Genomic DNA, 26,414 nt, shown 5'->3' with positions numbered 1-26,414 from the left:
TACGTGGCCTGTGAATAACGGAAAATCTGTGTCTAGACGCCCTACCTGTGGACAACCGAGCAGGGAAGGCGGGAAATGCTGCACACTGAATCCAGAACGTCCACGGATTGAGTTTTATGACGCGGAGAGTGAGGGCACCATGGCATACGAGCCCCAAGACCCAGACGCTCACGGTAGCGATCCCGAAGGCTGTGAGCCTGAAGCCAGTGAGCCTGAAGCCACTGATTTTGAAGACTCAGAGCATGAGGATGCTCCACTGAGCCGGGATGACCCGTTCATGCGAGTCATTACAGGTTCTGATACCTCGCCGGATTTGAGCCGTGACATCCGCCAGTACCTTCGCTCAGGTGGGGAAGCGGATGTGCATTTTGAAAACTATGACGGCCTGCCGGCTGCCGTACGGAGGGTCAGAGCAACCGCCCAGCACGATATGCCGAGCCCTCCGGCGGCGTGGGATCACCCGCACCTGGTCAAGATTCTTTCCGACGCCGAAGATGTTTATCGTGAGGAGGCGCCAGCTGGGACGGCTGCTGAAGACACGCGGCGGCTCGTGATGGAAGCTGTCCCTGGAGGGTCAGCGGCTGATCTGATCGAGGCGCGAGGCTCGCTTCCGGTAGGGGAGGCGGTGACGTTGCTCGTGCCGATCGCCCAAGCCTTGACACACCTTCACGCGCACGGCGCGGTGCACGGAGATGTGAGCCCGCAGAACGTGATGTTCCGGGCCGACGGAGCCCCGGTTTTGATCGATCCGGGTAACGCACGTTCCCTCGGGGCGGCGCCTGCCAAAAGTTTCACTGAAGGGTTCGCACCAGCAGAGGAAGTAGCGGATCAAGCCCGCGACGTGTGGGGTTGGGGAGCTCTCGCCTGGTTCGTTGTGACAGGGGAGCCACCAGCTGCAGCCGAACACCGTGTTCCGTTGCCTCTCACGGTCAAGGGCATCGACGAACGCTTCGCGCAACTGATCGATGATTGCTTATCAGTTGATCCGCGCGAACGCCCAGCCGCAGAGGAACTTGCCCCGGAGGTTTTGGCTGTTCAAGAACCAGAGCCGTTGAACATTGACGAGGCTGTACGTGCCGAGGGGCGGGCCTTGATGCTGACTCAACACAGGCCTGGCAAACGCGCAGCTGGCGCCAGGCTTGGTTCGCGTTTACGTGGAGCGAAGATCACGCCAACCACGGCGATCATCGGGGTCGCAGCACTCGGAATGCTCACAGTTGCCGGACTCATGGTTTTCGCTGGCCCGCGTTCGCAGGATGCCGCGCAAGCTACGCAGACTACCGTAGCGAAGCCTGTAGCGAGCGCATCCAGCACCGAGGACGCGCCAGGCAAACAAGCCGGATCGAGTCAGCGTGCATCAGAGGATGAACGACTCACACGGGCCGATGTCGAAAAACAGCTTAAAGCACGGATGGCTGCGCTCAAGCAGCGTGACGTAGCGGCTTTAGACAAGGTCTATACCGTCAAGGCCGCCGGTTTGAAGAGTGATCGGCAGATGCTTGAGAAGATGCAAGCAGAGAAGCAGCGGTTTGCAGGTGTCGAGATGAAGCTGGAACGCGTGAGCATCGATACCAAGCAGAAGAAAGGCAAGCTTGCTTCAGCGGTTGTTGAAGTGAAGCTGAAGGCTCACTCGATAGAAACGGAGACTGGCCGCGTTGTTTCTCGCGAAGCAGGCCGTACGGATGTTCTTGATGTGGGCTTTAAACGCGTTGGCCGCAGCTGGAAGATAGAAACCATCGCAGCTGCGGCCAAGCCTAAAGGATAGCGGTTTAGCGGCCCAAGATAGCGAAGAAGATGGTGAGGAAGCCGAGGCCACCCACACCGTGGGCGAGCCCAGTTGGGACTTCCTGGCCCTTCTTTGCCTTGCCGTAGCCGATGAGTGCGCACACCAGGATGATTAGACCCAACAGGAACTTGATGCCGAACCACATGTGGTTGATCTGGCCGCCGATGGCCATTGTGGTGCCGAACATGCCAAGGCCGGTGACTACCTGGATGATCGCGCCGTAAACCTGCCACACGGTCACGGTTGCTGGCTTGAAATGAGTGAGCCAGCTACCAACAATCGCGGCCAGGCCAACCATGTGCAGGGCCAGGAGAATATCTTGCAGTACGTGCATGAAAAGGTCCTTGTCCAAGCGGGAGCTTAGGTAGAAATCTAGGAATGTGGGATCCGCGGTACATGGCTCCGGGGCCGCTACCTGACGGTTGCGGCCCCGGGATCATGTCAATACGCGGACGGCTAGCAGTCTTAGAGGCCGAGCTCTGACGCGAACTCTGCGTTCTCAAGCTGCGCCTTGACGGTCTGCAGGAAGCGACCCGCGTCAGCGCCGTCAACGAGTCGGTGATCGTAGGTCAACGACAAGTACATCATGTGGCGAATAGCGATCGCGTCATTGCCGTATTCGTCGGTGACAACGCGTGGACGCTTCTCGATAACACCGGTACCCAGGATTCCGACGTTCGGCTGGTTGATGATCGGGGTATCGAACAGCGCACCGACCGAACCGATGTTGGTGATCGAGAAGGTCGAACCAGCCAGGTCAGACGGGCTGAGCTTGTTGGTGCGTGCCTTCTCAGCGGACTCGGCGATCTTCTTAGCCACGCCGGCCAGCGACAAGTCGCCGGCGTCTGCGATGACCGGAACCAACAGGCCACGTTCGGTGTCCACAGCCATGCCGATGTGCTCGGCGTCGTGGTAGGTGATCTCCTGCTTCTCCTCGTCGTAGGAGGCGTTGAACGCAGGGATCTGGGTCAGCGCATGCGTGACGGCCTTCGTGATGAACGGCAGGTAGGTCAGGTTGACGCCGTGGGTCTGCTGGAAGGAAGCCTTAGCCTGCTTGCGCAACTGCACGATACGGGTCATGTCGACTTCCTGGACCTGGGTCAGCTGGGTCGAGATGTCCAGCGACTCACGCATGCGGGAAGCGATGACCTGACGGATACGTGGCGCCTTGACGGTGGTGCCACGAACCTTGAGCGCCTCAGGCGAAGGAACATTCGAAGGTGCTTTCGCTGCAGAGCCGGAAGATGCCGAGCCAGCGGATGCAGCCGCCGAAGCTGCTGGCTGCGAAGCGGAGGCGGACTTCTGCTTCTCAATCGCTGCTTCAACATCCTGCTTGCGGATGCGGCCGCCAACGCCGGTACCTTCGATCGAGTTCAAGTCAACGCCGTTGTCGTTGGCGAGCTTGCGGACGATCGGGGTCACGTAGCCGGCAGCGGACTTATTAGCTGGTGCCGATGACGTTTCTTCCTTCGAAGCAGGCTCAGGCTGAGCCTCTTCCTGAGGTTCGTCTTTGGCCTCTGGCTTGGACTCTTCAGCTGCTTCTTCAGTAGCCTCGTCTGCCGAGGATTCTTCCTCAGCTGGTTCCTCGGAAGCTTCTTCCTTCGAATCATCGGAGGAGGAAGCGGAGCCGGAACCGACGACCGCCAGGACCTGGCCAACCTCGACGTCCTCGTCTTCTTCGACCTTGATCTCAAGCAAGGTGCCTGCCACAGGGGAAGGGACCTCGGTATCGACCTTGTCGGTGGAGACCTCGATGAGTGGCTCGTCAACGTCGACGGAGTCGCCGACTTCCTTGAGCCAACGGGTCACGGTGCCTTCGGTCACGGATTCGCCAAGCTCAGGGAGCTTGATCTCGGTCTTCTCGCCAGAATCCTCAGCCCCGGAATCCTTGGAACCGGAATCCTTGGAACCAGACTCATCGGAGCCGGAATCCTCGTTGTCTTCAGCAGCGGAGTCTTCTTCAGCGGACTCTTCCTCTGCCGTGGATTCTTCGGCCTCCTCGGCGGAGTCTTCACCGGAATCGTCGGAGTCGCTATCGGAGCTACCTTCGCCATCGCCGATCACGACCAGCGGGGCGCCTACCTCGATGTCTTCGTCTTCATCAACGAGGATCTCCTGGATAACGCCAGCTACTGGCGATGGGATTTCGGTGTCGACCTTATCGGTGGAGACCTCCACCAACGGTTCGTCTACTTCGATGGAATCGCCGACGGATTTCAGCCAGCGGGTCACGGTTCCTTCGGTAACTGATTCGCCCAGTTCGGGCAGGTTCACGGTCTCAGACATCGGAACTCACTCCTGTTCTATGCCCCGCGAATTCTGCAACCGGCGGAGCTGTCTTGATCACGTTACCCAAGAAACTGTGATGTCCCCGGGCCGTCAATGGTTGTGGTGATAACGCTATACGTATAAGCCTAAGCCGCCGGTGAGCCCGAAAGCACGTGCGATGTCCTCTTGTGTTCGAGCTCACCGGCAACTATAGAGCGTAAGAGCTAGCCGTGGAGAGGCTTTCCGGCCAATGCCAGGGCAACCTCGCCCAGAGACTCGTTCTGGGTTGGGTGGGCGTGGACGAGGTGAGCGACGTCTTCTGGGTATGCTTCCCAGTTCACAATCAGCTGTGCCTCACCGATCTGTTCACCGAAGCGGCCACCGATGCCGGTCACACCCACGATAGGTCCTTCCTTGACGCGGATCATCTTCACGATGCCGCCTGTGCCGAGGATCGAGGACTTACCGTTGCCGGCGAGGTTGTATTCGGAAACCTCGATGTTGTCCTTACCGAACTTCTCTTCAGCCTTTGGCTGCGAGTAGCCAACAGACATGATCTGTGGCTCGCAGAAGGTGACCTTCGGGATGTTGATGTCTTCAACGATGATCGGGTTCTGGCCTGCGATCTCTTCGGCAACGAAGATGCCGTGCTGGTAGCCGCGGTGTGCCAGCTGGACGCCTGGGACGATGTCACCGATCGCGTAGATGTTACCGACCCCGGTGTGGAGGCGCTCGTTGGTGATCACGAAACCGCGGTCGACCTCGATGCCCTGTTCTTCGTAGCCGAAGCCTTCGGTGACAGGTGCGCGGCCAACAGCGACCAAAACGAGCTCTGCTTCAAGCGAGGTGCCGTCAGCGAGCTTGACGGTCGCCTTCTCGTCATCCTGGGTGACTTCTTCGAAGAAGACGCCGGTCTTGGACTTGATGCCCTTCTTCTTGAACTCGCGTTCAAGGACCTTGATGATCGCCGGGTCTTCGTTCGGTACCAGCGATGGCAGGCCCTCAACAACGGTCACGTCAACGCCGAAGGAGTTCCACATGGATGCGAACTCGACGCCGATCACGCCGCCGCCGAGTACGATCGCGGACTCCGGAAGGTAGTCCATCTCGAGTGCCTCGGTGGAGGTGATGACGCGGCCGGTGATGTCAATGCCCATGGTCTTGGTTTTGGAACCGGTAGCCAGGACGATGTTCTTGCCCTTGTACTCGGTGCCGTCCACAGTCACGGTGTCAGGGCCGGTGAGCTTACCTTCACCTTCGATGACCTCGATCTTGCGCATCTTGATCAGGCCGGACAAGCCACGGAACTTGCCCTGGACGATACCGTCCTTGTTCTTCTTGACGGTAGCCATGTCGATGGAGTCAAGAGTCGTGTTGACGCCGTACTTGGATGAGGTGCGGGCTTCGTCTGCGAGCTCTGCGGAGTGCAGGTACGCCTTGGTTGGGATACAGCCGGTGTGCAGGCAGGTGCCGCCCAGCTTGCTGCGCTCAACCAGGCCAACCTTCATGCCCAGCTGTGCTGAGCGAAGAGCTGCTGAGTAGCCGGCGGAACCTCCGCCGAGGACCAACACGTCAAATTCTGTCGTTGCCGATTCGGCCACGGAATGCTCCCTTAGGTCGGTGTTGAGATGCTTCTATTATGTTAGCCCCTGCGGCGATGTTTGTGGACAGAAGAGGGCCTGGCGGCCGGTGAAATAAGCCACGAGCCAATTTCGTGCCCTCACCTGGCCTTTCTCTGGCTAGGGGATGGCTGGGTGGGCCGCCAGGCCTCTCGTGTCCGTTGTTGGATTGCCCCAGCCGTGTGGGCTGGGGCGCTACGGGTTAGTTGTTGCCGAGGTTGGCCGCTACTTCAACAAGGGTGCGCAGCGCGTAGCCGGTTCCTTCCTTAGGCGTATGACCCCACGGTGCCTTGTTGTTGAAGGATGGACCGGCGATGTCGATGTGGCCCCAGGTTGGCTTGGAATCATCATCGTCCTTGGCGCCCACGAATTCGCGCAGGAACGCAGCTGCCTTGAGCATTCCGCCGTTGCGGTCCCCGGAGTTGCGCAGGTCTGCGGTGACTGAGTCGAGGTCCTTGCGGATCTCTTCTGGGATCGGCATGGTCCACAGCAGTTCGCCGGTGGACTCAGCAGCTGCCTCGATCGCGGAGGTCGCTTCCTCATCGCCCATGATGCCCGCGGTACGCTGCCCCAGAGCGACCAGCTGCGCGCCGGTCAAGGTAGCGATGTCCAGCAGCAGGTCTGGGTTTTCTTCCGAGGCCTTGGTCAGGCCATCGCCCAAGACAAGGCGGCCCTCGGCATCGGTGTTTGTGACCTCGACGGTGGTGCCTTTGTACATGGTCAGCACGTCACCTGGGCGGGTAGCGGAACCGGAAGGCATGTTCTCTGCCAGGCACAGCCAGCCGGTCACACGGGTTTCCAGGCCGAGCTCAGCAGCAGCCAAGACCGCATGCAGGGTAGTGGCCGCACCGGTCATGTCAGACTTCATCTCTTCCATACCTGGTGCTGGCTTGAGGGAGATGCCGCCGGTATCGAACGTGATGCCCTTACCCACGATCGCCAGGTGCTTAGCTTTCTTGGACGGCGTGTAGGAAACCTTGACCAGGCGCGGGCCACGCTCGGAGCCGCGGCCAACACCGATGATGCCTCCGAAACCCTCTTGGACGAGGCGTTTCTCATCCCACACCTCAACCTTGACCTTGGTGCCGGAGGCCTGCTCCTGAGCGTATTCGGAGAAAGTCTCCGGGAACAGGTCGGCGGGGGAGGTGTTGACGAGAGCACGGACCTGCTTGGCGTGGCGAGTCACGATAGCAGCACGCTCAACGATCTTCTTGACAGACTTATCGTTGGCCAGGCTCGTTGCGACAACAGCCTGCTCGAGCGGGTTGCCTTTAGCTGGCTTGGAAGACTTGTAGGCGCGGAAAGCCCACGAACCCAACGAGGCACCCTCAAGGGCGGCTGCCAGCAACTCCGGCTCTTCAGCAGGGAAACGCAACAGCGCCGTCTCACGCCCGGAAAGAGCGCGGGTCGCAACACCAGCCGCACGGCGCAGGTCCTCCGGTGTTGGGTCCGTCACAGAACCCAAACCAACAACAACCGCGAGCGAACCGTTATCGCCAGCACCCGGAACCTGGGCTACCTTGCCAGCATCAGCACTGAAAGCCAGCTCCTCAAGGGCCTGATCCAGACCCTCTGGAGCATCCCCCAGAACCACTGCCGCATCATTCTCGGCGCGAGCAACCCACACGGTCGCATCAGGTTTGAGGCCGGACTCGTCCGGGGCAATGACTGAAAGCGTGAAATCATCGATGGCGTGCACTGGTGTGAAATCTCCTTGTATGAATCGAGGAGGCCGAGAGATCTCGGCCACGAGTAGTAGCACGTGAATTGGGCCACTATCTCCAGCATATGCGCACCATGCACGCAGGTCGCGGGAACAAATGATGTTCCCGCTGTGTTATAGAAGCAGTAACGAATACCTCTCACGCGAGGGCACGGCACGGAAGGAGCGTCTCACCAAGGTGTTAGGAGATGACATCATCGATGTGCACGGCAGGGCACAACAACAGATAGCAGGGGCCAACCTGCCTGTTGTCGTCCTGGTAGATGGTGCCTTCGATGCCGGCTCCGGGGTGCGCATGATGCGCCGGACAATCCGTAGTGAAATGGATGTGACACCTCTAGCCGAATTCGACTCCGACCTCCTGATCGACCACCGCGCCCGCCGCCCCCACATCACCTTCGAAAACGGCACGTTCAAGGACTACCGGGCACCACGCCTCGGCGTCGACATCGTCACCGATGAACTCGGCAACCAAGCGATCCTGCTCTGCGGCTCCGAACCGGTGATCGCATGGGAACGCGTCGTGATGGCGGTGACCGACCTGCTGGAATCAGTCGGATCCAACGAAGTATCCGTCGTGCACTCGATGCCGCTACCAGTCCCACACACACGCCCAGTTGTGGTGCGCGAACACGGTGACTCAGGCGGGCTAGAAAGCGGGCCATTCAGGCTTCCCGCATCGTTTTCACACCTGCTTGAAACCCGGCTGACCGAACACGGCTTCAACGTCAAAGGCATGACCATCCAGGTCCCGCATTACATCGCTGAATCCGACTATCCGGCCGCCGCAGTAGCCGGCCTGGACGCCATCGCGGCCCACGCCGGGATCTCCGCGCCCAGCGAACAACTACGCGAACTAGGGCGCGCCGTAGACGCCCAAATCGAAGAACAACTACACAACAACACCGAGGCGACCACCATGATCGAAGGCCTCGAGAAACGCTACGACATGGAAACCCCACTGCTGCGTTCCTCCACCGCGCTCGCCGAAGACGAATCCGAACTACCGGATGGCGACCAGATCGCGGCTGCGGCGCAAAAGTATCTGAGCAACGTATCTGACGCTTTCGTTGAAGACGCAGAAACCCTGGATCAACTCGAAGCCGCGCCACAAACATCAGAAGCCGGGCCACACACCTCAGGCGAGCACTCGGACGTTGGAGGCCAGCACACGGCTGCTGCAGACGAGCACACGGATGTTACAGACCAGCAGGCGGGCGAGCAGGCTGATGATGAATAAGACGAGCCGTGGCGCATGGCTCGTGTGGGGCGTTGCTGTTTTCGCCTACATGGTTTCTGTCACGCAACGCACGTCTTTCGGTGTTGCGGGTTTGGACGCAACCGAGCGTTTCAACGCAACGGCTGCGGTGTTGGGTACGTTCGGCGTCGTGCAGTTGGTTGTGTACGCCGCGCTACAGATCCCGGTCGGCACGCTGGTGGACCGGTTCGGTTCGCGGTGGATGATCGCGATCGGCGCGGTACTCATGGCGGCTGGTCAGTTTGTTCTGGCGTTAGCCAACGATGTTGTGCAGGGCTATGTGGGGCGCGTTTTAGTGGGTGCCGGGGACGCGATGACATTTGTGTCCGTGATGCGTTTGGTGCCGGCCTGGTTTGCGCCACGTATGAACCCTGTGATGTCTCAACTGACGGGTACGTTGGGGCAAGTTGGTCAGCTGGTTTCCCTCTTTCCGGTCGCATTCCTTTTGGGTTGGCGTGGCTGGAGCACAACATTCGTTTCCCTGGCAGCGATGAGTGTTTTGGCGTGTGCGCTTACGGTCATCGCGGTGAGGGACTTTCCGGGAGGTAAGCGGCCGAGCCATTCCGGTGGGCAACGGTTGTCGCTTCTGAGCCAGATCAAGGCGGTAGCCGTGAGCCCGGGGACGTGGCTTGGGTTCTGGACACACTGGTTGGGCGCGTTTTCGATCAACGTGTTTCTGCTCGTATGGGGTTATCCATACTTGGTTTCCGGGATGGGGTATTCACCGGCGCAGGCGAGCACTGTGATGAGTATGTTCGTGTTTGTCGCGATGGTGTTCGGTCCTATCCTCGGTGTTCTGGTTGCCCGCTTCCTGTACCGGCGTTCGCTCATGGTCATCCTGATATCGATGGCAGGGTTGGCGTGCTGGGTCGCGTTGATTGTGTGGCCTGGCGGGGCGCCGCTGTGGATGAACTTCCTTGCCGCTTTCGTTTTGGCCTGCGGTGGCCCGGCATCGATGATCGCGTTCGACTTCACGCGCACGGAGAACCCTGCCCACGTTGCAGGAACGGCGACCGGCGTTGCGAACGTGGGCTCTTTCTCCGGTGGTCTTATCGCGATCGGCGGCGTGGGTTTTGTGCTCGATGCGGTGGCTGGCCACCCCGATGCCGCGGGGGCGGATGCCGGCGGTGCCCTCTATACGTTGGAAGGTTTCCAACTCGCGTTCACCGTGGTGCTGGCCATCTTTGTGATCGGGTATATCGGGTTCTTCATCTCTTTGCGCCTGGTACGGCGCCGCTACCCGGACTATGCGTCGCTGAGGCGAGTGTTCATGCAGCAAATACGCGCGCGCCGCCGGGTTAAATAACGTAAGGCTAGACGGCTCAGAGCTAGAGGCCACAGGTCTACCTAGCGGTGGCAAGGCTGAGATAGAAAGCCTCGCACCGGCTGGTTGCCGGGGGTTCGGGAATCCACACCCTCTTAATCCTCGGCTCGATATCCACTGTTTTATCGTGAGTTCACCACGGGTTTCGTAGACCGGCTGGAATCGGTCTATGAGTATTTCTGATCTTTCCCCAGAAGCACATGAAGGCGCAGGGCCACGTGAAGACAGCAGCGCTGGCCGCAGGCGCATCGGGCATTTCTGTCACCTGATACGCGGCGTTGAACAGCGCTGTGAGCAACAGCCGCATCACGCAGTGGTTTTGATCCTGACTGATGAACATGACGTCTGTACTTCAACCGTTCGGTGTGATGCGTGGACATTGCAAGACCTCGAACGGTGCGAACGCGTTGTGCAACAAAGCGCCTCCCAAGCCCACCGCATCATCATAGGGCTCTATGACACGGCAGCAGCGGGGCGCAGATGGGCTGAAGCCTGTGCACAGAGGTGGCCGAACATCGTGATGGCCTACGCGGTCGAAGAATCCCGGTGGTTCTCAAACAGCGCTCTTCAGGAAGGCGGACACTGGGCACCGCACTACGCGGCGGTGCGTTCCACGGAACCGGTCAACCATGCCACGGCACATTATTCAACCGCCGCCCGCGCCGCCCGCGCCGCCCGCGCCGCCCGCGCCGCCCGCGCCGCCCGCGCCGTCAGCGTTGGCGGCGTGAAAGAGGCGTACGAGGTGCCTGAATGTGCGAAAGAGCTTTTCCGCGAGGCGTACCCGTGTGCGCAGCGGGAACGGGACCGCGCGCTCATGACCGGCATATGGCACATGGTGGATGTGTGGGAGTGGGTGCTCAAACAACATGAGATCCGCGAAACACAACCTGGGCCACACTCACACACGAGCGATCAATACGTTGGGGTGTGGACCCATTCACTCGTGCACGTGGTCGCCGCCGTATGCGCGCAGCTTGAAGTCACAACAGAGCGTGAACGCATGATCCAGCAGATCACGGTGCCGTGCAAACACGTATCCGAGGTCGAATACAGGGAGGTCTTCACGGGGCAGTGGGGCGGCCCGATGTCAGCTGATGGGCTTCGTGCCCACCGCTCCATCATCGAGTACGCATGCACGATGATCACGGCTACTGGCCGGGGCCCTCTAGCGATAGCACTCGCGATGCTGGCATGGATCGAATGGGCACTCGGGAACAGAAACAAAGCCATGCGAAACATCGAGGAGGCCCTTCGGTACGAAAGCCAGTTCACGAGCTTAGAAGAAACTCCGGAGCTGAGTACGTTTGTCCGCCACGTCAAAGAGGTGCTGGAAGCTAGGGCTTATCCGCGATGGATAGAAAGACCTCCAGGCGGGTGAGCGGGGCTCTCTTCCCGGTGCGAGGCGGGGCAGCGGCGAGTTGTGCAAAAATCTTTCGGGTCACGGGAACAAAAACGGTATAGCCGTGGTTGAACCTTAACGACCCTTCAGTTTCAGGGGCTATAACGCGGCTGAGCGTGCGCCAACTTACCTGGGACTTGACAGGGTCTTAGTAGCGTGAGCACCCCTTAGCCACGCACGAATCTTGCTGACCAGAAAGGGAACTCGTGCCAGCGAAGACCTCCTCGAAGTCAACGGACACCGCAACGGCGGAGCCAAAAGCCACTACGTCGAGCACGGCGAAGAAGACGCCAACTAAGAAGGCTGCTTCAACAAAGTCGACTGCGACGAAGGCGAGCGCAACCAAGACCGCAGCGACAAAGGCTTCTACCGCTAAGTCCGGTTCGTCCAAGACTGCAACGAAGAAGACGGCCGCAGCTAAGAGCACCGCGGCTAAGTCGAGCGCGGCAACGAAGACCACGGCAACAAAAAAGACGACGGCTACCAAGAAGACCGCCGCCAAGAGCACGGCTGCGAAGGCTACCGCTGCGGCTAAGAAGACCTCGACCGCCGCCAAGACCAAGGCCGCGGCAGCGAAAGCCGCCGAGGAAGCGGAAGAGACCGAAGAAGAAACGGCTAGCACCGCTAAGAAGACCACTGCCAAGAAAGCCACGGCCAAGAAGACTGCTACCCGTAAGCCGGCGGCTAAGAAGACGGCCGCCGCATCGGCTGCAAAGAAGTCCAAAGCTAAAGTTGAAGACGAAGAAGAACCGGACGAGTTCGTAGACGAAGACCTCGAAGATGAGGACGATGCCGTCGATGAGGATCACGACCTCGAAGACGACGTCGATGAGGAAGACGAGGACGCCGAGAAGGACGAGGCCGAGCAGCGTCACGGCCAGGAAAAGCAAGGCGAATCCAAGTCCGGGAAAAAAGAAAACGAAGAGTCTAAGGGCTTCACCCTCACCACCAGCGACGAAGACGACGCACCGCAACAGCAGGTTACCGTCGCCGGCGCGACCGCTGACCCGGTCAAGGACTACCTCAAACAGATCGGTAAAGTCGCGCTGCTGACCGCGGCGGAAGAAGTCGATCTCGCGTTGCGTATCGAGGCGGGCCTGTTTGCCCAACACAAGCTCGACGAAGCGAAAGAAAAAGGCAAGCGCATGGATAAGCGCCTGCGCTACGACTACGAACAGATTGTTCACGACGGCCGCATCGCCAAGAACCACCTGTTGGAGGCGAACCTGCGTCTCGTCGTATCGTTGGCCAAACGCTACACCGGCCGCGGCATGCTGTTCTTGGACCTCATCCAGGAAGGCAACCTCGGCTTGATCCGCGCAGTCGAGAAGTTCGACTACACCAAGGGCTTTAAGTTCTCGACTTACGCAACCTGGTGGATCCGTCAGGCGATCACCCGCGCTATGGCAGACCAGGCCCGCACCATCCGTATCCCCGTGCACATGGTTGAAGTCATCAACAAGCTCGCACGCGTGCAACGCCAGATGTTGCAGGACCTCGGCCGCGAACCGACCCCGGAAGAGCTCGCTAAAGAGCTCGACATGACCCCGGAACGCGTCGTTGAGGTTCAAAAATACGGTCGCGAACCGATCTCGCTACATACCCCGCTCGGCGAAGACGGCGATTCCGAATTCGGTGACCTCATCGAAGACTCCGAGGCGATCGTCCCAGCTGACGCCGTGTCGTTCACCCTCCTGCAGGAGCAGCTGCACACTGTGCTCGATACGTTGTCCGAGCGCGAAGCAGGGGTTGTGGCCATGCGCTTCGGCTTGACCGACGGCCAGCCGAAGACCCTTGATGAGATCGGCAAGGTCTATGGCGTGACCCGCGAACGCATCCGCCAGATCGAATCCAAGACGATGTCTAAGCTGCGCCACCCATCCCGCTCCCAGGTGCTACGCGACTACCTCGACTAGACACCAGAGGCAACGGGCGCAATAGACGCATCGGGGCGGGCATCCAACAGGATGCCCGCCCCGAAGCGTTAACCAAAGAACTAAAACAGTTACATATCTGCGCGCTGATGCTCAGGGTAGTGCGCTTCACGCCCGTGAATGAAACGCCACAAATGACCCGTCACGACTTTCTCCAAGCGTTCAAGGGACTCCTCGTTTGAAGCGTGGTGCGTCACCGCAACGCCACGTTCCGGCTCGCACACCAGCAACGTGTAGTTCGACTCATCGGGCGTTGTGCCGTCATCAGTGAAAGCCAGCCTTGTGCCAGCCTCAGCATCGGAACTTACGAAACGTGCACGGTCAGGCCCGCCATCCGGGTCAGGCTTGACCCGGGTCAAGTGGGACAGCAGCTGCTTTACGTAGCGTTCGGGCCGCTCGGTCTCAACGAAGAGGGAGGACGTCAGCACGGGTTCACCTCAATGGGATAGGAGTCTTGCTGGGATAAGACTGGGTACGGAAGCTCGCCGCTGGCACTGCTTATGCCTGCGTTGAGGCATTAACTAGGCGTTGACGGTCAGCTGATCCGATTCATCCAGCCATTCGCTGGTTTGTGGGCGCAGGGATTCCTCAACCGCGCGGGCGTGGTGCGCGCAGAACAACAGCTGCCCGCCGGAAGCCAATGTGGCGCGGATGTAGGCTTGAGCGCCGCACTTATCGCAACGATCAGCGGTAGTGAGCTCTCGAGTTGCTGTCGCGTTCATAAGATCCTCCTATAGCTAACGCAGAATCTGTAGCTACTTACTGTAACCATGCGAGCCCAGAACACAGTCCCGCGGCGTGCCGAATTTCACCACTGGCGTATCCAGGCCTGTAGTGCGACTCGGCTATGCGACTTTAGTTGCACTTCCTTGACGCTACCGAACCTTATTCTTGAAGTGTAGGTTCCTTAGGGTAGAGGGCCTCACAAGAGGCTACATAGAAGTTCTCACCAGATTCAGTACAGTTCCCTGCGAAAGGCATTATCGTGTCCCAGCGATCCGAGTATTCGGCCCGCCATTTGTCAGTCCTTGAAGGGCTTGAGGCGGTTCGTAAACGCCCGGGCATGTATATCGGCTCAACCGATTCGCGCGGCCTCATGCATTGCCTGTGGGAGATTATCGATAACTCGGTCGATGAGGCTCTGGCTGACTTCGCCTCGACAATCACCATCACGATGCACGCGGACGGTTCAGTCGAAGTGTCCGATGATGGCCGCGGCATCCCGGTGGATGTTGAGCCTCGCACGGGGCTCTCTGGCCTGGAAGTGGTCTTCACTAAGTTGCACGCTGGCGGTAAGTTCGGCGGCGGTTCCTACACCGCATCAGGTGGTTTGCACGGTGTTGGTGCATCCGTTGTCAACGCGCTCTCATCGCGCCTGGACGTCGAGGTTGACCGGGGTGGTAAGACCTACAGGATGCAGTTCCGCCGCGGAGAACCAGGCGCCTACACCGATAAGGGGCAGCCGAAGCCCGATGCCCCGTTCACCGCTTACAGTGAGCCACGGCAGCCCGAGGTGGTTGGTAAAGCTAAGCGTGGGGTCACTGGAACTCGGGTCCGTTATTGGGCCGATCCGCAAATATTCACCCCGGATGCCGCGTTCGATGTGACCGCTCTTGAGCGTCGCGCCCGCCAGACCGCGTTCCTGGTTCCGGGCCTGCGCATCGTGCTGCGTGATGAACGCCGCCTTCAACAGGCTGACGGAACCCGCGCAGAGGTCACTGAAGAGGTCATGCAGTATGACGGCGGACTTGTCGAGTTCGTTGATCACCTCGCCGTGGACGCTTCCGTAACTGATACGTGGAAGCTGCAGGGCAGCGGTACCTTCACGGAATCCGTGCCGGTCCTGGATGAGCAGGGGCATGCGAGCATGCAAGACGTCGAGCGGACCTGCGATGTTGACATCGCGCTACGTTGGGGGATCGGCTACGACACGACCGTGCGCTCTTTCGTCAACATCATCGCGACCCCGAAGGGCGGCACGCACCTTGCCGGATTCGAAAACGGGTTGACGCGCGCTGTTCGTGACGCGATCAAAACGAATGCGCGCCGGCTGAAAGCAGGCGATGATAAGCCTGATAAGGAGGACGTGCTGGCTGGGCTGACCGCGGTCGTGACTGTGCGTTTGGCTGAGCCGCAGTTCGAAGGCCAAACCAAGGAGGTTTTGGGTACATCCGCGGTGCGCCAGATTGTTTCCCGTGTGGTGACGCAGGGCATCAAGGAGAAACTTTCAGCGCGGGGCCGCCAAGATAAGGCGCAAGCCACGGCCGTGATGGAGAAGGTCGTCAACGAGATGAAGTCCCGCATCTCGGCGCGCAAACATAAGGAAACTCAGCGGCGCAAGACCGCCCTGGAGTCCTCATCGTTGCCGGCGAAACTTCTGGATTGCCGCACTAAAGACGTTGAGCGTTCCGAACTGTTCATTGTTGAGGGTGACTCCGCGCTCGGCACCGCGCGTTTGGCGCGTTCCTCGGAGTTCCAGGCCCTGTTGCCTATCCGAGGAAAGATCCTCAACGTTCAGAAAGCCTCGGTTGCGGACATGCTCTCTAACGCTGAGTGTGCAGCGATCATCCAGGTGGTTGGGGCGGGTTCTGGCCGCACGTTTGAACTCGATCAGGCGAGGTATCAGAAGGCCATCATCATGACGGATGCTGACGTTGATGGCGCTCACATCCGTACGCTGTTGTTGACGCTGTTCTACCGGTACATGCGCCCGATGGTCGAGGACGGCCGTGTCTACGCCGCTGTCCCTCCGTTGCACAGGATTGAGATTGTGCACCGCGGCTCAAAACCGAATGAGGTGCTCTACACCTATTCGGAAGCTGAACTGCACCAGGTTTTGAAGCGCATCGAAGAAGAGGGGCTGTCCTATAAAGAGCCGATCCAGCGTTATAAGGGCTTGGGCGAGATGGACGCAGAGCAGCTAGCGGAAACAACCATGGACCGGCATACCCGCACACTACGCCGAGTGCGACTTGAAGAAGCGTCATCAGCCGAGCGGATCTTCGACTTGTTGATGGGCTCAGATGTTGCACCGCGCAAGGAATTTTTGATCGAATCTGCCGACCGACTTGAGAAGGAACAGATCGACGCATGAGCCCCATAAAACCCCTTTTTAACAAGCTGTTCAACAAACGCGAGGAACGTCCACTGTTGACGCCCAACGGTGTGCTTCCCGAGGGTGAGTACTACACGCTCTTATGGGGCATCGCTGACTCGTACGGCGGTATGACGACCGTCTCACTTGAACGCACGAGCGCGTTCGCTCGCGAAGACAACCGCTACGTCACGATTCTGACGTTTGACCCCAAGCTGGATCCGGAAGAACGCGGCGAACGTTTGCGTTCCCAGGGGTTCCTGGATGAGCGTGTTCAGATCCGTAACGTGTGGCATGACCTGCGCGCCTGGCCAGATGCGATGCTGCAACGGATGGCCGGTAAGCAGAAACCGGACCAAGCGAGTGCATCGGACATTCTGGAAGCGCCTGCTAAAAAGCGTGACCGACGCGGTATTAAGTTGGAGCGCCGCAACGCTGAAGGGAAGCTGCTACAACGCGACTTCTATTCCGAGCAGGGCAATATTGTGCTCAGTGACCGCCTCGATATGAAAGTGAAGGGCGAGCCAGCCGGCAGGCGCCTCGCCCTGTTCAACAGCAACGGCGAGGTCATCGCTCAGTGGGCTTCCGCGACCAGCATGTATATGGCCTGGATGGACGTCGTACTTGATGGCAAACGCAGCTACATCAACGTGGATTCGGCATTCGCCGCTAACCTATTCCACCGCTACCGCCGCAAGAATGTGGTTGTGACGAGCGTTCTGCACAACAACCACTTGGCGCGTGATCCTAAAGTTGAGGGGGAGCTGTATAGGAGCAAGTTCCCGCTGTTCAAAAACATCGGCGCCTACGATGCTTTGATCACGCTGACACAGAATCAACGCCGCGATCTGATTGAGATCGGTTTCCCAGCCGGGAACTTGCACCGTATCTCAAACCCCACCGAAGACCTCGACGGGGATACCGAAAAGCCTCGTGATCCGCGGTTCGGGGCGACGCTGGCGCGGCTGGTTTCGGTTAAACGCGTGGACCACAGCATCAAGGCGGTAGCACGTGCAGGCCACGACGTCCCGGGACTCAAGCTGGATATCTACGGTGAGGGCGATGAACACGATTCTCTGGCTGAGCTGATCGAAGAGTCAGATACGTCGGCAACGATCACGTTGAAGGGGCACGATCAGAAAGCCAAAAAGGTTTATCTGGACGCCTCGTTCAGTCTCTTGACGAGCGTTTTCGAAGGGCAAGGGCTCGTCGTGCTCGAAAGCATGTCTGCCGGGTGTATCCCGATCGTCTATGACATCAAATACGGGCCAGCCGAAATCATTACCGACGGTGTGGACGGTTTCCTCGTCCCGCCCGGCGATGTTGAGGCATTGGCTCAAACGGTGGCCAAGGTGGCAACCATGAGCCAGGAAGAACTCACCCCGATGAGGAGGGCGGCCCGCAAGCGTGCCGCAGACTTCTTCGAGCCAAACATTGTGCGCGAATGGGGGCAGGTGCTCGCTGAGTTACCCTTCGGTGCGATCAGCCGTGCAGCCTTCACCGCCCACGCTGAATCGGTCGAGTTCACCGGCGCTACCGAAGCGGAGCCCGTGGGCATCGATCCAGAGGGTTCGTTCGAGGTCAAGATCAAGGTTGAGGCCACTGAACGCGGGGAAGTCACCGATGTGCCTGAGCTTGAGGATCTTGCGCTCGCGTGGACTTTCCGTGGCACTAAGCTCTACCGCCGTGTGCCTGCGCGCATCGAAGGCGATACCGTAACCGCTACTATCCCGATGGAAACCTTCGCACGGTTGCCGAAAGGCGTTGTCGACTTCAGCCTCGTGTTCCGTACCGGACGGCGCCTATATCAACCGCGCGTGGCAGCCGGCAACGTGGAGCTACCGCTGGATTCCGGTCGGATGCGAGCCTATTCAACGGAACAGGATAATCTGAGCGTCCGGCTCCGTGCGGTTGAGTCAAGCGACGGCGCTGCAGCCTGATCTAGGTCAACCTAGTGGTGGGTCGGCCCGCCTACTGGGGCACAGGTCTACTAGAACATAGGTCTACTAGAGCACAGGTTCACTGAGTCCATGTCTTGAGCCGTTTGCCGGTTGAGGCGGCTGTGGACCAGTGCCCTAGAAGCTGGTCGTTGATCGCATCCCACGTGCGGTCCGCGACCGCTTCGGAGCCTGCCTGCGCGATCTTCGCAGCCCACTCTGGCCTGGCCAGAAGCTCTTCGACGTGGTGCCGTAGCCCTATCAGATTCCCGTGCTCGTACAGCAGGCCGGTTATCCCGTCTTCGATCAGGTCAAGCGGCCCTCCGGCTGCGACCGAGACGACCGGGACCCCAGCGGCCTGGCCCTCCTGGACCACCTGGCAATAGGTTTCGTACGGGCCGGTGTGGACCAAAACATCGAGCCCTGCCATAGCCGCCCCGACCGTGTGCGCTTGCTGCAGGCCCATCATGTGCGCCCCAGGCAACGCGGCGGCAGCCAGGCTGCGAGCTGGGCCGTCACCGATCACGGCGAGATCCGCATCGAGCCGTGCCCGCGAGGCTGAACCGCCGTGTGTTCCTGCGCCAAGTAAGACTGCGAGGTCTTCGACCTGCTTCTCGGGAGCTAACCGGCCCACGAAGCCAACGATCGGGCGACCGCCCATGCCGATCCCGTGGCTGTTCCACCAAGTGCGGCCCTCCGCGCGGCGGGAAGGGGAGAAATTCGCGTGGTCCACGCCGCGTCCCCACATGCGCAAACGGCCAACGCCTAATGCACTCAACTGTTGGGCTGAAGCCGAACTTGGCACCAGGTTCGTGTGCGCGCGGGAATGGATGCGACGCAACTGAGATAGAGCAAGGGTGCGCAGCGCCTCGACACCGTAGCGGCTCACGTATGCGGGAATATCGGTTTGATACGCCGCGACGATAGGGATACCCAGGCTCTTTGCGGCAGAGGTTCCAGCGTGCCCCAGCCACATGGGGGAGGCCGCGTGGACCACATCGGGGTTGAAGCGGGAAATGACCGGCCGCAACGCGATGTTGGTCACGGTCGAGGCCGTGAAGCTGTTGTAGCCGGGGACAGCGAGTGCGGGGACCTGATACACGTCGATGCCTTCGATGCGCGTAAAACGTGCAACCCAGGAGGGCGTGGAGGATGGTGCGATGACGAGTACGTCGTGGCCGGCATCACGGGCGTGATGGGCGGCTCGTCTGGCTGTATTCGATACGCCGTTGACGTGGGGTGGATAGGACTCGGTGATAATGCAAATCCTCACGCTTTGATCTTCGCTGAGCTAGGTTGCTTGAGGCTCAGTTCGATGTGAAAGATGCGTGAACTTTTGACCCGCGGCGACGGGCTGTGGACGGGGCGAGTGCCGCTGCGCACGCGGGTTACCAGTGAATTGCATGGGGATCTATGCAGCAGTGGGCATAAACGTATATGTGAGGTATGTCATGGACGCACTCGGGGGGAGCTGCAAAGCGGAAACATAGGTAGAAAAACCCTATAATTAGCTGTTGATAGGGCATCCAGCGTTGCCTGCTGATCATGGTTCTACAATTTGTAGAAATCAGCCGTGATTATTTGCGTGGAGCTGTCTGGATGGACAGGTTTCTAGACCTGTTGAACCGCACCTTCATGCGAGAGGACGGGCTCCACTATGGACCCAGTATTAGATCCGGTCTTGATCGGCCGGTGGCAATTCGGTATCACCACCGTCTATCACTTCTTGATGGTCCCTCTAACCATTGGTCTGGGTGTTCTTGTAGCCACACTTCAGACGCTGTGGTACAAGACGGGCAAGGAGCAGTATCTGCGCTCCACGAAGTTCTGGGGAAAGCTATTCCTCATCAACTTCATCATGGGTGTTGTCACCGGTATCGTCCAGGAATTCCAGTTCGGTATGGCCTGGAGCGAATACTCCAAGTTCGTCGGTGACGTCTTCGGTGCCCCACTCGCTATGGAAGCGTTGCTGGCGTTCTTCGTCGAATCCACATTCCTTGGCTTGTGGATCTTCGGCTGGAAACGCCTGCCGAAAGGTTTCCACCTCGCAACCATCTGGATCGCGGCACTGGCCACATGGCTGTCCGCCTACTTCATCCTCGTCGCAAACTCCTTCATGCAGCACCCGGTGGGCGTTGAGCTCATCGATGGACGCGCCGTGATGACTGACCCGATCGCGGTATTCACGAATAACACCGCGATCGTGACCCTGATCCACACGATCTTCGGTTCCCTCGCTGTAGCCGGTGGCTTCCTGCTCGGTATCTCCTGGTTCCACCTCTACCGTCGCCGCCGCGACGGCATCGACACCGTGGACGCCAAGGGCTACGTCGTGGTGGGTGAAGACCCAGCCAAGGGTGCCGGCCGCGATAAGACCGACTACAAGGTGTGGCGCAGTTCCTTCCGCCTTGGCGGGTGGGTTGCCCTCGTCGCTTTCTTAGGTGTCGCATTCTCGGGCCACTCTCAAGCTCAGCTGATGATCTATCAGCAGCCCATGAAGATGGCTTCCGCGGAAGCCGCATGCCACGACGGTACCGGCTTCTCCGTTTTGTCTTTCGGTGACCTCGGCTCCGACGGCAAGACGACCTGTGAGAACGTCACCACGACCATCGAAATCCCTGGACTGCTTTCCTTCCTGGCTCACGACAACTTCACGACCCCGGTCAAGGGCGTGAACACGTTGATCCCTGAATACCAGGAGAAATACGGAACCCACCTGCCGGATAACCCGATGTATGGCAAGTACGCGGGTACCGAGATCGACTATCAGCCGATCATGGCTGTGACGTACTGGGGCTTTCGTCTCATGATCACCTTCGGTGGCCTCGCAGCAGTTGCAGCAGCCGTTGGCTTGTGGCTGGGACGTAAGGGCACGGTCCCGGATAATAAGTGGCTCTCGCGTTTGGCAGTACTTTCGATCGGTGCCCCGTTCGCTGCGAACAGCGCTGGCTGGATCTTCACCGAGATGGGCCGCCAGCCATTCGTAGTAGCCCCAGCACCAGATGGTAACGACGGCGTGTTCATGTTCACCGCCGCAGCACTGTCCCCAGGGGTCAGCGCGGGCGAGCTATTGACATCGACGATCCTGCTGACCGCCGTCTATGGCGTACTTGCGGTCGTTGAATGCGTGTTCCTCTTCCGCTACGCACGCGGCGGCACACCGTCCGCGATGCCGGAAAATGACCACAACTACGATCCGAATAACGACGAGCACAACGACGACGACGCACCGAAGCGTAACGCTGACGACGACGTCCTCGCGTTCGCGTACTGATCACCTGGACACTGAGGAATCTGGACACTGAGGAATAAACACCATGGAATTTTTACCAACTCTCTGGTTCATCCTGATTGCCGTCCTGTGGATCGGTTACCTCTTCCTGGAAGGGTTCGACCTCGGCGTCGGAATGCTGTTCAAATCGTTTGCAAAGAACGAGCGCGACCGCCGCGTTATGCTCAACACGATCGGTCCGGTGTGGGACGGTAACGAAGTGTGGCTGCTGACAGCTGGTGGCGCGACCTTCGCTGCGTTCCCGAACTGGTATGCGGCACTGTTCTCCGGCCTGTACCTGCCGCTGACGCTTGCGTTGCTCGCACTGATTCTGCGCGGTGTATCGATCGAGTACCGCGGTAAAACGAACTCGGCACGTGGCCGAGCTTTCTGGGACTGGTGCATGGCTGGAGGATCGTTCCTCGCGGCGTTCTGTGTGGGCGCGATGCTCGCACTGACCTCAACCGGTTTGCCACTGGATGCACACGGCAACCGTGTGGGCCACGCATTCGTATGGCTCAACGGCTACGCCGTGCTCGGTGGACTCGCAGTGGTTCTGTTCTCCTACGTCCACGGCCTCACCTTCGTTGCGCTCAAGACCGATGGCGACATCCGCCAACGCGCAGAGGCCCGTTTGGCGCGCATGTTGCCGTGGGCTTTGATCCCGGTGGCCGCGTGGGCTGTTGTGGTTGTGGTCGGTACCGGAAGCACGTGGGCCTGGGCACCACTCGTACTTGCTGTTGTGGGTGCGTTGGCGGCAACCTTCTTTGCGTTCAAGCGGCGCGAAGGCTGGACGTTCATTTCATTGGGCGCCACCCTGGTTACTGGTGTCGCCGCGATCTTTGGCAGCCTGTTTCCGAACGTGCTGCCATCCACCGTTGATCCAGCGTTCAACCTCACTATCTACAACGCGTCCTCGACCGAGAACACGTTGCTGATCATGTCCATTGTGGCGGCGATCGGTGTCCCGATCACTCTCGCATACCAGAGCTACACCTATTGGGTGTTCCGCAAACGCATTTCGGCGCACCACATTCCGCCTCAGCACTTTGTCACGAGCGTGGTGTGATTCTTGCGCCCTGAATTGCCTCAAGGTACCTCTCGCGGTGCTCTTCTGGCGCTCGGGGCCGTAGCGGCGGCTCGCGCCGTCGGGTTGATCGCGTTGATGTCCGCACTCGCGGCGGGCATCGCGCACGTGGCGGCAGGTCACCAACTCGACGTCGCGAGCCTTCTGCTATACGGCCTCGGCGGCGTTGTCCTGCGGGCCGCGGCTACGTGGGCCTCGCGCGTGATCGCGGTGCGCGCGGCAGTTGATGTCAAAGAGTCGCTGCGAGCCCGGCTCGTTGAGCACCAGCTCAACAATGCAGGGGCAAGCAACAACGCAGGATCAAGTAGCAATGCCGGATCAAGCAACAACGCCGGGGCAGGCGAATCCGGTGGGGTAGCGAAAGGAAATGCTACCAGCCACAGCGAGGCCTCCGCGACGGTTGTCGCTTCCCGCGGGCTCGATGGCTTGGATTCCTTCTTCCGTGACTATCTGCCGGCCCTCGTGGCAACCGCGGTGATCCCACTGGCCGTGTTGGCCCGTGTTGTATGGGCGGATTGGGTTTCCGCGCTCATCATCGTGGTGACGATCCCGCTCGTGCCAGTGTTCATGGCGCTGATCGGGTGGCATACCGAAGAGCGCATCCAGCAGGCCCAAGACGGGTTGGACCGTCTATCGCATCACCTCAGTGAGCTCGCGCGCGGGCTGCCTGTTCTCGTGGGGCTGCGCCGCGCCGATGCTCAGCGGCGCGCGCTATTCGATGTTTCAGAGAAATACCGCCTCAGCACCGCCAAGACTTTGCGCGCGGCGTTCATGTCTTCTTTCGCGCTTGAGTTGATTGCGACCATCTCGGTTGCGTTGGTTGCGGTTTTCATCGGTGTGCGGCTCGTGTGGGGCCAGTTGAGTCTTGAAGACGGCCTGGTCGCTTTGATGCTCGCTCCGGAGGCCTACATGTCCTTGCGGGCCGTGGGTGCCGGCTTCCACGCATCCGAAGACGGGGTCGCGGCCCTCAAGCGCGTCAACGCGATCCTTGAGCAGGAGCCCGTGAGCGATTCCACGGCGGATGCACCCGCCGGCCCGCGCACGGCACATGGCTTGCACACAGCGCCTGCGGCCCCCGATGCTGGCGTCTCGGTGAGCGGGCTACGGGTGGTCCGGGGTGGCGGGCGTGAATCCGTGGGGCCGGTGACCTTCGACGCTCTGCCGGGGACTGTCACGGCTCTGGTCGGGCCTTCTGGTTGCGGTAAGTCCTCGGTGCTCGCTGTGCTCGCCGGGGTCGCTCACGCGCAACCTGCCACGGTTTGTGAGGGCCGTGTCGCAGGCCTCGACGTGGTGAGCGGAACGGAATCCGAACCGCACGATGCCGCGCAGCCGAGGCCTAGAGGTGTCGCGTTCCAGGCCCCAAACTTCTCGCAAGAGACCCCGCGGGCTGAACTAGCCCTAGCATTGAGTGCACCAGGCCAGCTAGGAGCTTCCGCTACGGAAGCGGGCGTTGATGGTGTCGGCGAGGATGTGGCCGCGCTGTTGCCGAGCCACGCGTGGGATCGGCCGATCTCGGAGCTTTCGCCGGGGGAGAAGCGCCGGCTTGCGGTGATGCGGGCGGTCACGAATCTGCGCTCGGCACGTCAAGCCTTGAGTGCGGCGCGCGGCACGGCCACCGGCGGAACACGCGACGGGCAAGTAGCTGGCCTGCTGGTTTTGGATGAGCCGACGGCCCATCTTGACCCGGTCTCGGCTCAGCGCGTACGGGAGCTGATCCGGACAGAAGCAGACAGCGGCAATATCGTGGTGATCGCGACCCACGACCCGGCCGCGAGGGCGATCAGTGATGCCTTCCTCACCTGGGAGAGGGCAGGAGCCGAACCCATCTACACCGCAGGGACGCCAGCGGAAGCGCTTCCGGGGCGACCCGTCGGGCACGGCGTTGCCCAGGCCAACGCTGTCCATGCCAACGGTGCCAAGGATGCAAAGGACGCCGACGACGCCGGCGCTGTGACAGACTCCACGGGCACGTTCCCGAAGCAAGCGCGAACCACCGGCACGCAACCGGCGAGTACGTCGCGTCGGGGCCTTCCGTGGCGGATCCTGCCGTGGGGTAAAGCCGCTCTATGGGGTGCGGCGGCACTTGGTGCGCTATCGGTCCTGTCCGGCGGGGCGCTCACGGCGGTGTCCGGTTGGCTTATCGTCTATGCCTCCCAACAACCGCCCATCATGTACCTCATGGTTGCGATCGTGGGTGTGCGCTTCTTCGGTTTGTTTCGTTCCACGCTGCGCTATGCGGAACGAAACGTGACACACAACGCGGTGCTCGCGTGGGCTTCACGGCTCCGCGTTGCGGTCTGGGACACCCTAGGCTCCAATATTCTGGGTTGGCAGCGGCTCAACCGGCCAGGTGGGGCGGCGGGCACGCTCATCGCTGAGGTCGATGAGATTCGCGATACGGTCCCGCGCGTCATCGTCCCGATCCCGGCGGCGGTCGCTGCGGTGCTCGCAACCTGTTTGGCGTCCTGGCTCGTGATCCCGTCCCTGGGGTGGATGTTGCTCACGCTGCTGGTGTTAGGGCTTGTGGTTGCCCCACTCATCACGCTAGCGGTTGAGCGCAGGGCTACAGCCGTCATGGCTGAACACAGGGTCCGGGTCGCCGAGCAGACCGGCCGCATCATGGCGGCAGCCCCAGACATCGCGGCACACAACGCGGTGGCTCGTCACGTTGCGTGGTTCCGAAGCAGCGATGAGTTGGTCAGCCGCGCGGTCCGCCGCGAGGCGCTCGGCTCGGGGGTGGGGGAGGGACTCGCCTCACTCTTGGGTGGGTGCGCCGCGATGGCCGCGCTCGTACTGGGTGCCGCCGCAGGCGCTGATCCGCGACTGCTCGCGCTCGCGGTGTTGCTGTTGCTCGCGGTTGATGAGCCGCTCGGCCAGCTCGCTGAAGCGCTGAGACAGGTACCGGTGCTCAGCTCGATGCTCGCTTCAGTCGCCCCATACCTGGAGAACCGTTCGGTCTCCGCTATCGAGACTGAACCAGAGCCTCACGAAGAAGCACCGGCCGGTGCTGATGCCGCGCATCGTGTGGATGGTGTGCGTGTGAGGGGCCTGAGTGCGGCTTACGCTCCAGAGGATACGCCGGCGTTCGGGCCGGTCTCAGGTGGGGTCGAACAAGGCGAAATGTGGGCCGTCACGGGGCCTTCAGGTTCCGGTAAGTCCACGATGATCGCTGTGATGCTCGGTTTCCTCACGCCCCGCACGGGCACGGTCCAGGCCCGTACGGATGGCGCGTGGGTCACCCTTGCCCAGGCCCCCGATGCGGCAGCTGGCTCCCCAGGGAACGAATCCGAGGCGGCTTTGGCTGGCCTCGCGTGGTGTCCGCAGGACGGGTACGTGTTCGACTCCACGGTGCGCGGTAACCTCGCGCTTGGCCGCGATAAAAGTAATCCGGTCTCGGACGGGGAAATGTACGCGGCTCTAGAGCGGGTAGGCCTGGGGCCGTGGGCCGCTCACCTGCCCGACGGCTTGGATACCCTCACCGGTGCTGGCGGCAGATTCATGTCTGGCGGGCAACGGCAACGGCTCGCTGTGGCTCGAACACTGCTTGCTGGTGCGCGCGCGATCATCCTCGATGAACCGACCGCCCACCTTGGCGAGGACGAAGGCCAAGCCCTCATCGACGATGTCCGCTCAGGCGCCCACGACGTCGCCTTGGTGTTGGTGACGCACGATCAAGAGCTGGCAGCCCAGGCGGAGAGCATCACGCGGCTATAA

Annotated in this window: 17 protein-coding genes; 10 read left to right on the top strand and 7 right to left on the bottom strand. The window is 60.5% G+C overall.

Annotated features, from left to right (window positions below; translation table 11 throughout):
• The first annotated feature begins 139 nt into the window (after window positions 1–139).
• Complete coding sequence (locus tag MHJ63_RS05120; protein ID WP_239446413.1) at window positions 140–1,765, top strand: protein kinase domain-containing protein; 1,626 nt, start codon at window positions 140–142, stop codon at window positions 1,763–1,765.
• 4 nt (window positions 1,766–1,769) lie between these two features.
• On the opposite strand, the gene MHJ63_RS05115 is transcribed toward MHJ63_RS05120, so the two are convergent.
• The 4 genes from MHJ63_RS05115 to MHJ63_RS05100 all read right to left on the bottom strand — a co-directional run bounded on the left by MHJ63_RS05115 (window position 1,770) and on the right by MHJ63_RS05100 (window position 7,372).
• The gene (locus tag MHJ63_RS05115) at window positions 1,770–2,120 is read right to left on the bottom strand and encodes a hypothetical protein (RefSeq protein WP_035754502.1); all 351 of its coding nucleotides are present in this window, start codon (window positions 2,118–2,120) and stop codon (window positions 1,770–1,772) included.
• Window positions 2,121–2,251: 131 nt separating this feature from the next.
• The gene (sucB, locus tag MHJ63_RS05110) at window positions 2,252–4,072 is read right to left on the bottom strand and encodes a 2-oxoglutarate dehydrogenase, E2 component, dihydrolipoamide succinyltransferase (protein WP_239446412.1); all 1,821 of its coding nucleotides are present in this window, start codon (window positions 4,070–4,072) and stop codon (window positions 2,252–2,254) included.
• Between the two features lie 206 nt (window positions 4,073–4,278).
• Window positions 4,279–5,655 (bottom strand): dihydrolipoyl dehydrogenase, encoded by a 1,377-nt coding sequence (gene lpdA / locus MHJ63_RS05105; RefSeq protein ID WP_035754504.1) that lies wholly within the window; start codon window positions 5,653–5,655, stop codon window positions 4,279–4,281.
• A 220-nt stretch (window positions 5,656–5,875) separates the two neighbouring features.
• The gene (locus MHJ63_RS05100; protein ID WP_035754505.1) at window positions 5,876–7,372 is read right to left on the bottom strand and encodes a leucyl aminopeptidase; all 1,497 of its coding nucleotides are present in this window, start codon (window positions 7,370–7,372) and stop codon (window positions 5,876–5,878) included.
• 202 nt (window positions 7,373–7,574) lie between these two features.
• Between MHJ63_RS05100 and MHJ63_RS05095 the strand changes: the two genes are divergently transcribed.
• From MHJ63_RS05095 to MHJ63_RS05080, 4 genes are all read left to right on the top strand, one after another.
• Window positions 7,575–8,636 (top strand): PAC2 family protein, encoded by a 1,062-nt coding sequence (locus MHJ63_RS05095; RefSeq protein WP_070507092.1) that lies wholly within the window; start codon window positions 7,575–7,577, stop codon window positions 8,634–8,636.
• Entirely contained in the window at window positions 8,626–9,960 is a 1,335-nt protein-coding gene (locus tag MHJ63_RS05090) for an MFS transporter (RefSeq protein WP_176744691.1), read from the top strand. Before MHJ63_RS05095 ends, MHJ63_RS05090 begins: the two co-directional genes overlap by 11 nt.
• A gap of 187 nt (window positions 9,961–10,147) precedes the next feature.
• A complete protein-coding gene (locus MHJ63_RS05085; RefSeq protein ID WP_239446411.1) occupies window positions 10,148–11,356 on the top strand; it encodes a hypothetical protein in 1,209 nt (402 codons plus the stop codon).
• Between the two features lie 227 nt (window positions 11,357–11,583).
• On the top strand, window positions 11,584–13,293 hold the full coding sequence (locus MHJ63_RS05080; RefSeq protein ID WP_070490496.1) for an RNA polymerase sigma factor: 1,710 nt from the start codon (window positions 11,584–11,586) through the stop codon (window positions 13,291–13,293).
• 89 nt (window positions 13,294–13,382) lie between these two features.
• Here the strand turns inward: MHJ63_RS05080 and MHJ63_RS05075 are convergent, their stop codons facing one another.
• Together MHJ63_RS05075 and MHJ63_RS05070 are read right to left on the bottom strand one after the other, a co-directional pair.
• Entirely contained in the window at window positions 13,383–13,739 is a 357-nt protein-coding gene (locus MHJ63_RS05075) for a DUF2218 domain-containing protein (RefSeq protein ID WP_070490494.1), read from the bottom strand.
• A gap of 93 nt (window positions 13,740–13,832) precedes the next feature.
• Complete coding sequence (locus tag MHJ63_RS05070) at window positions 13,833–14,033, bottom strand: DUF7455 domain-containing protein (RefSeq protein WP_035754512.1); 201 nt, start codon at window positions 14,031–14,033, stop codon at window positions 13,833–13,835.
• Between the two features lie 263 nt (window positions 14,034–14,296).
• Between MHJ63_RS05070 and MHJ63_RS05065 the strand changes: the two genes are divergently transcribed.
• Both MHJ63_RS05065 and MHJ63_RS05060 read left to right on the top strand, forming a co-directional pair.
• Window positions 14,297–16,405: a DNA gyrase/topoisomerase IV subunit B gene (locus MHJ63_RS05065; protein ID WP_035754514.1), complete on the top strand. Its 2,109-nt coding sequence runs from the start codon at window positions 14,297–14,299 to the stop codon at window positions 16,403–16,405.
• Window positions 16,402–18,345, top strand: a complete 1,944-nt coding sequence (locus MHJ63_RS05060) for a glycosyltransferase (protein ID WP_239446410.1) — start codon at window positions 16,402–16,404, stop codon at window positions 18,343–18,345. Before MHJ63_RS05065 ends, MHJ63_RS05060 begins: the two co-directional genes overlap by 4 nt.
• 79 nt (window positions 18,346–18,424) lie before the next feature.
• Here the strand turns inward: MHJ63_RS05060 and MHJ63_RS10040 are convergent, their stop codons facing one another.
• A complete protein-coding gene (locus tag MHJ63_RS10040; RefSeq protein WP_070507088.1) occupies window positions 18,425–19,615 on the bottom strand; it encodes a glycosyltransferase family 4 protein in 1,191 nt (396 codons plus the stop codon).
• A 384-nt stretch (window positions 19,616–19,999) separates the two neighbouring features.
• Between MHJ63_RS10040 and MHJ63_RS05050 the strand changes: the two genes are divergently transcribed.
• The 3 genes from MHJ63_RS05050 to cydC are packed head-to-tail and all read left to right on the top strand — an operon-like array spanning window position 20,000 to window position 26,414.
• The gene (locus MHJ63_RS05050; RefSeq protein WP_239446409.1) at window positions 20,000–21,616 is read left to right on the top strand and encodes a cytochrome ubiquinol oxidase subunit I; all 1,617 of its coding nucleotides are present in this window, start codon (window positions 20,000–20,002) and stop codon (window positions 21,614–21,616) included.
• Window positions 21,617–21,659: 43 nt separating this feature from the next.
• Window positions 21,660–22,682: a cytochrome d ubiquinol oxidase subunit II gene (gene cydB / locus MHJ63_RS05045; protein ID WP_239446408.1), complete on the top strand. Its 1,023-nt coding sequence runs from the start codon at window positions 21,660–21,662 to the stop codon at window positions 22,680–22,682.
• Between the two features lie 3 nt (window positions 22,683–22,685).
• Window positions 22,686–26,414: a thiol reductant ABC exporter subunit CydC gene (gene cydC / locus MHJ63_RS05040; protein ID WP_239446407.1), complete on the top strand. Its 3,729-nt coding sequence runs from the start codon at window positions 22,686–22,688 to the stop codon at window positions 26,412–26,414.

Source organism: Pseudoglutamicibacter albus (assembly GCF_022346425.1).
GTDB lineage: Bacteria > Actinomycetota > Actinomycetes > Actinomycetales > Micrococcaceae > Pseudoglutamicibacter > Pseudoglutamicibacter albus.
Note: the sequence above shows the minus strand (reverse complement) of the source record. Positions and strands in the feature narration are given on the sequence as shown.

Coding starts and splice junctions, on each gene's coding strand:
- MHJ63_RS05115 (WP_035754502.1), bottom strand. CDS start 2,120: ATGCACGTACTGCAAGATATTCTCCTGGCCCTGCACATGGTTGGCCTG.
- MHJ63_RS05085 (WP_239446411.1), top strand. CDS start 10,148: ATGAGTATTTCTGATCTTTCCCCAGAAGCACATGAAGGCGCAGGGCCA.
- MHJ63_RS05090 (WP_176744691.1), top strand. CDS start 8,626: ATGATGAATAAGACGAGCCGTGGCGCATGGCTCGTGTGGGGCGTTGCT.
- MHJ63_RS05050 (WP_239446409.1), top strand. CDS start 20,000: ATGGACCCAGTATTAGATCCGGTCTTGATCGGCCGGTGGCAATTCGGT.
- cydB (WP_239446408.1), top strand. CDS start 21,660: ATGGAATTTTTACCAACTCTCTGGTTCATCCTGATTGCCGTCCTGTGG.
- MHJ63_RS05120 (WP_239446413.1), top strand. CDS start 140: ATGGCATACGAGCCCCAAGACCCAGACGCTCACGGTAGCGATCCCGAA.
- MHJ63_RS05060 (WP_239446410.1), top strand. CDS start 16,402: ATGAGCCCCATAAAACCCCTTTTTAACAAGCTGTTCAACAAACGCGAG.
- sucB (WP_239446412.1), bottom strand. CDS start 4,072: ATGTCTGAGACCGTGAACCTGCCCGAACTGGGCGAATCAGTTACCGAA.
- MHJ63_RS05070 (WP_035754512.1), bottom strand. CDS start 14,033: ATGAACGCGACAGCAACTCGAGAGCTCACTACCGCTGATCGTTGCGAT.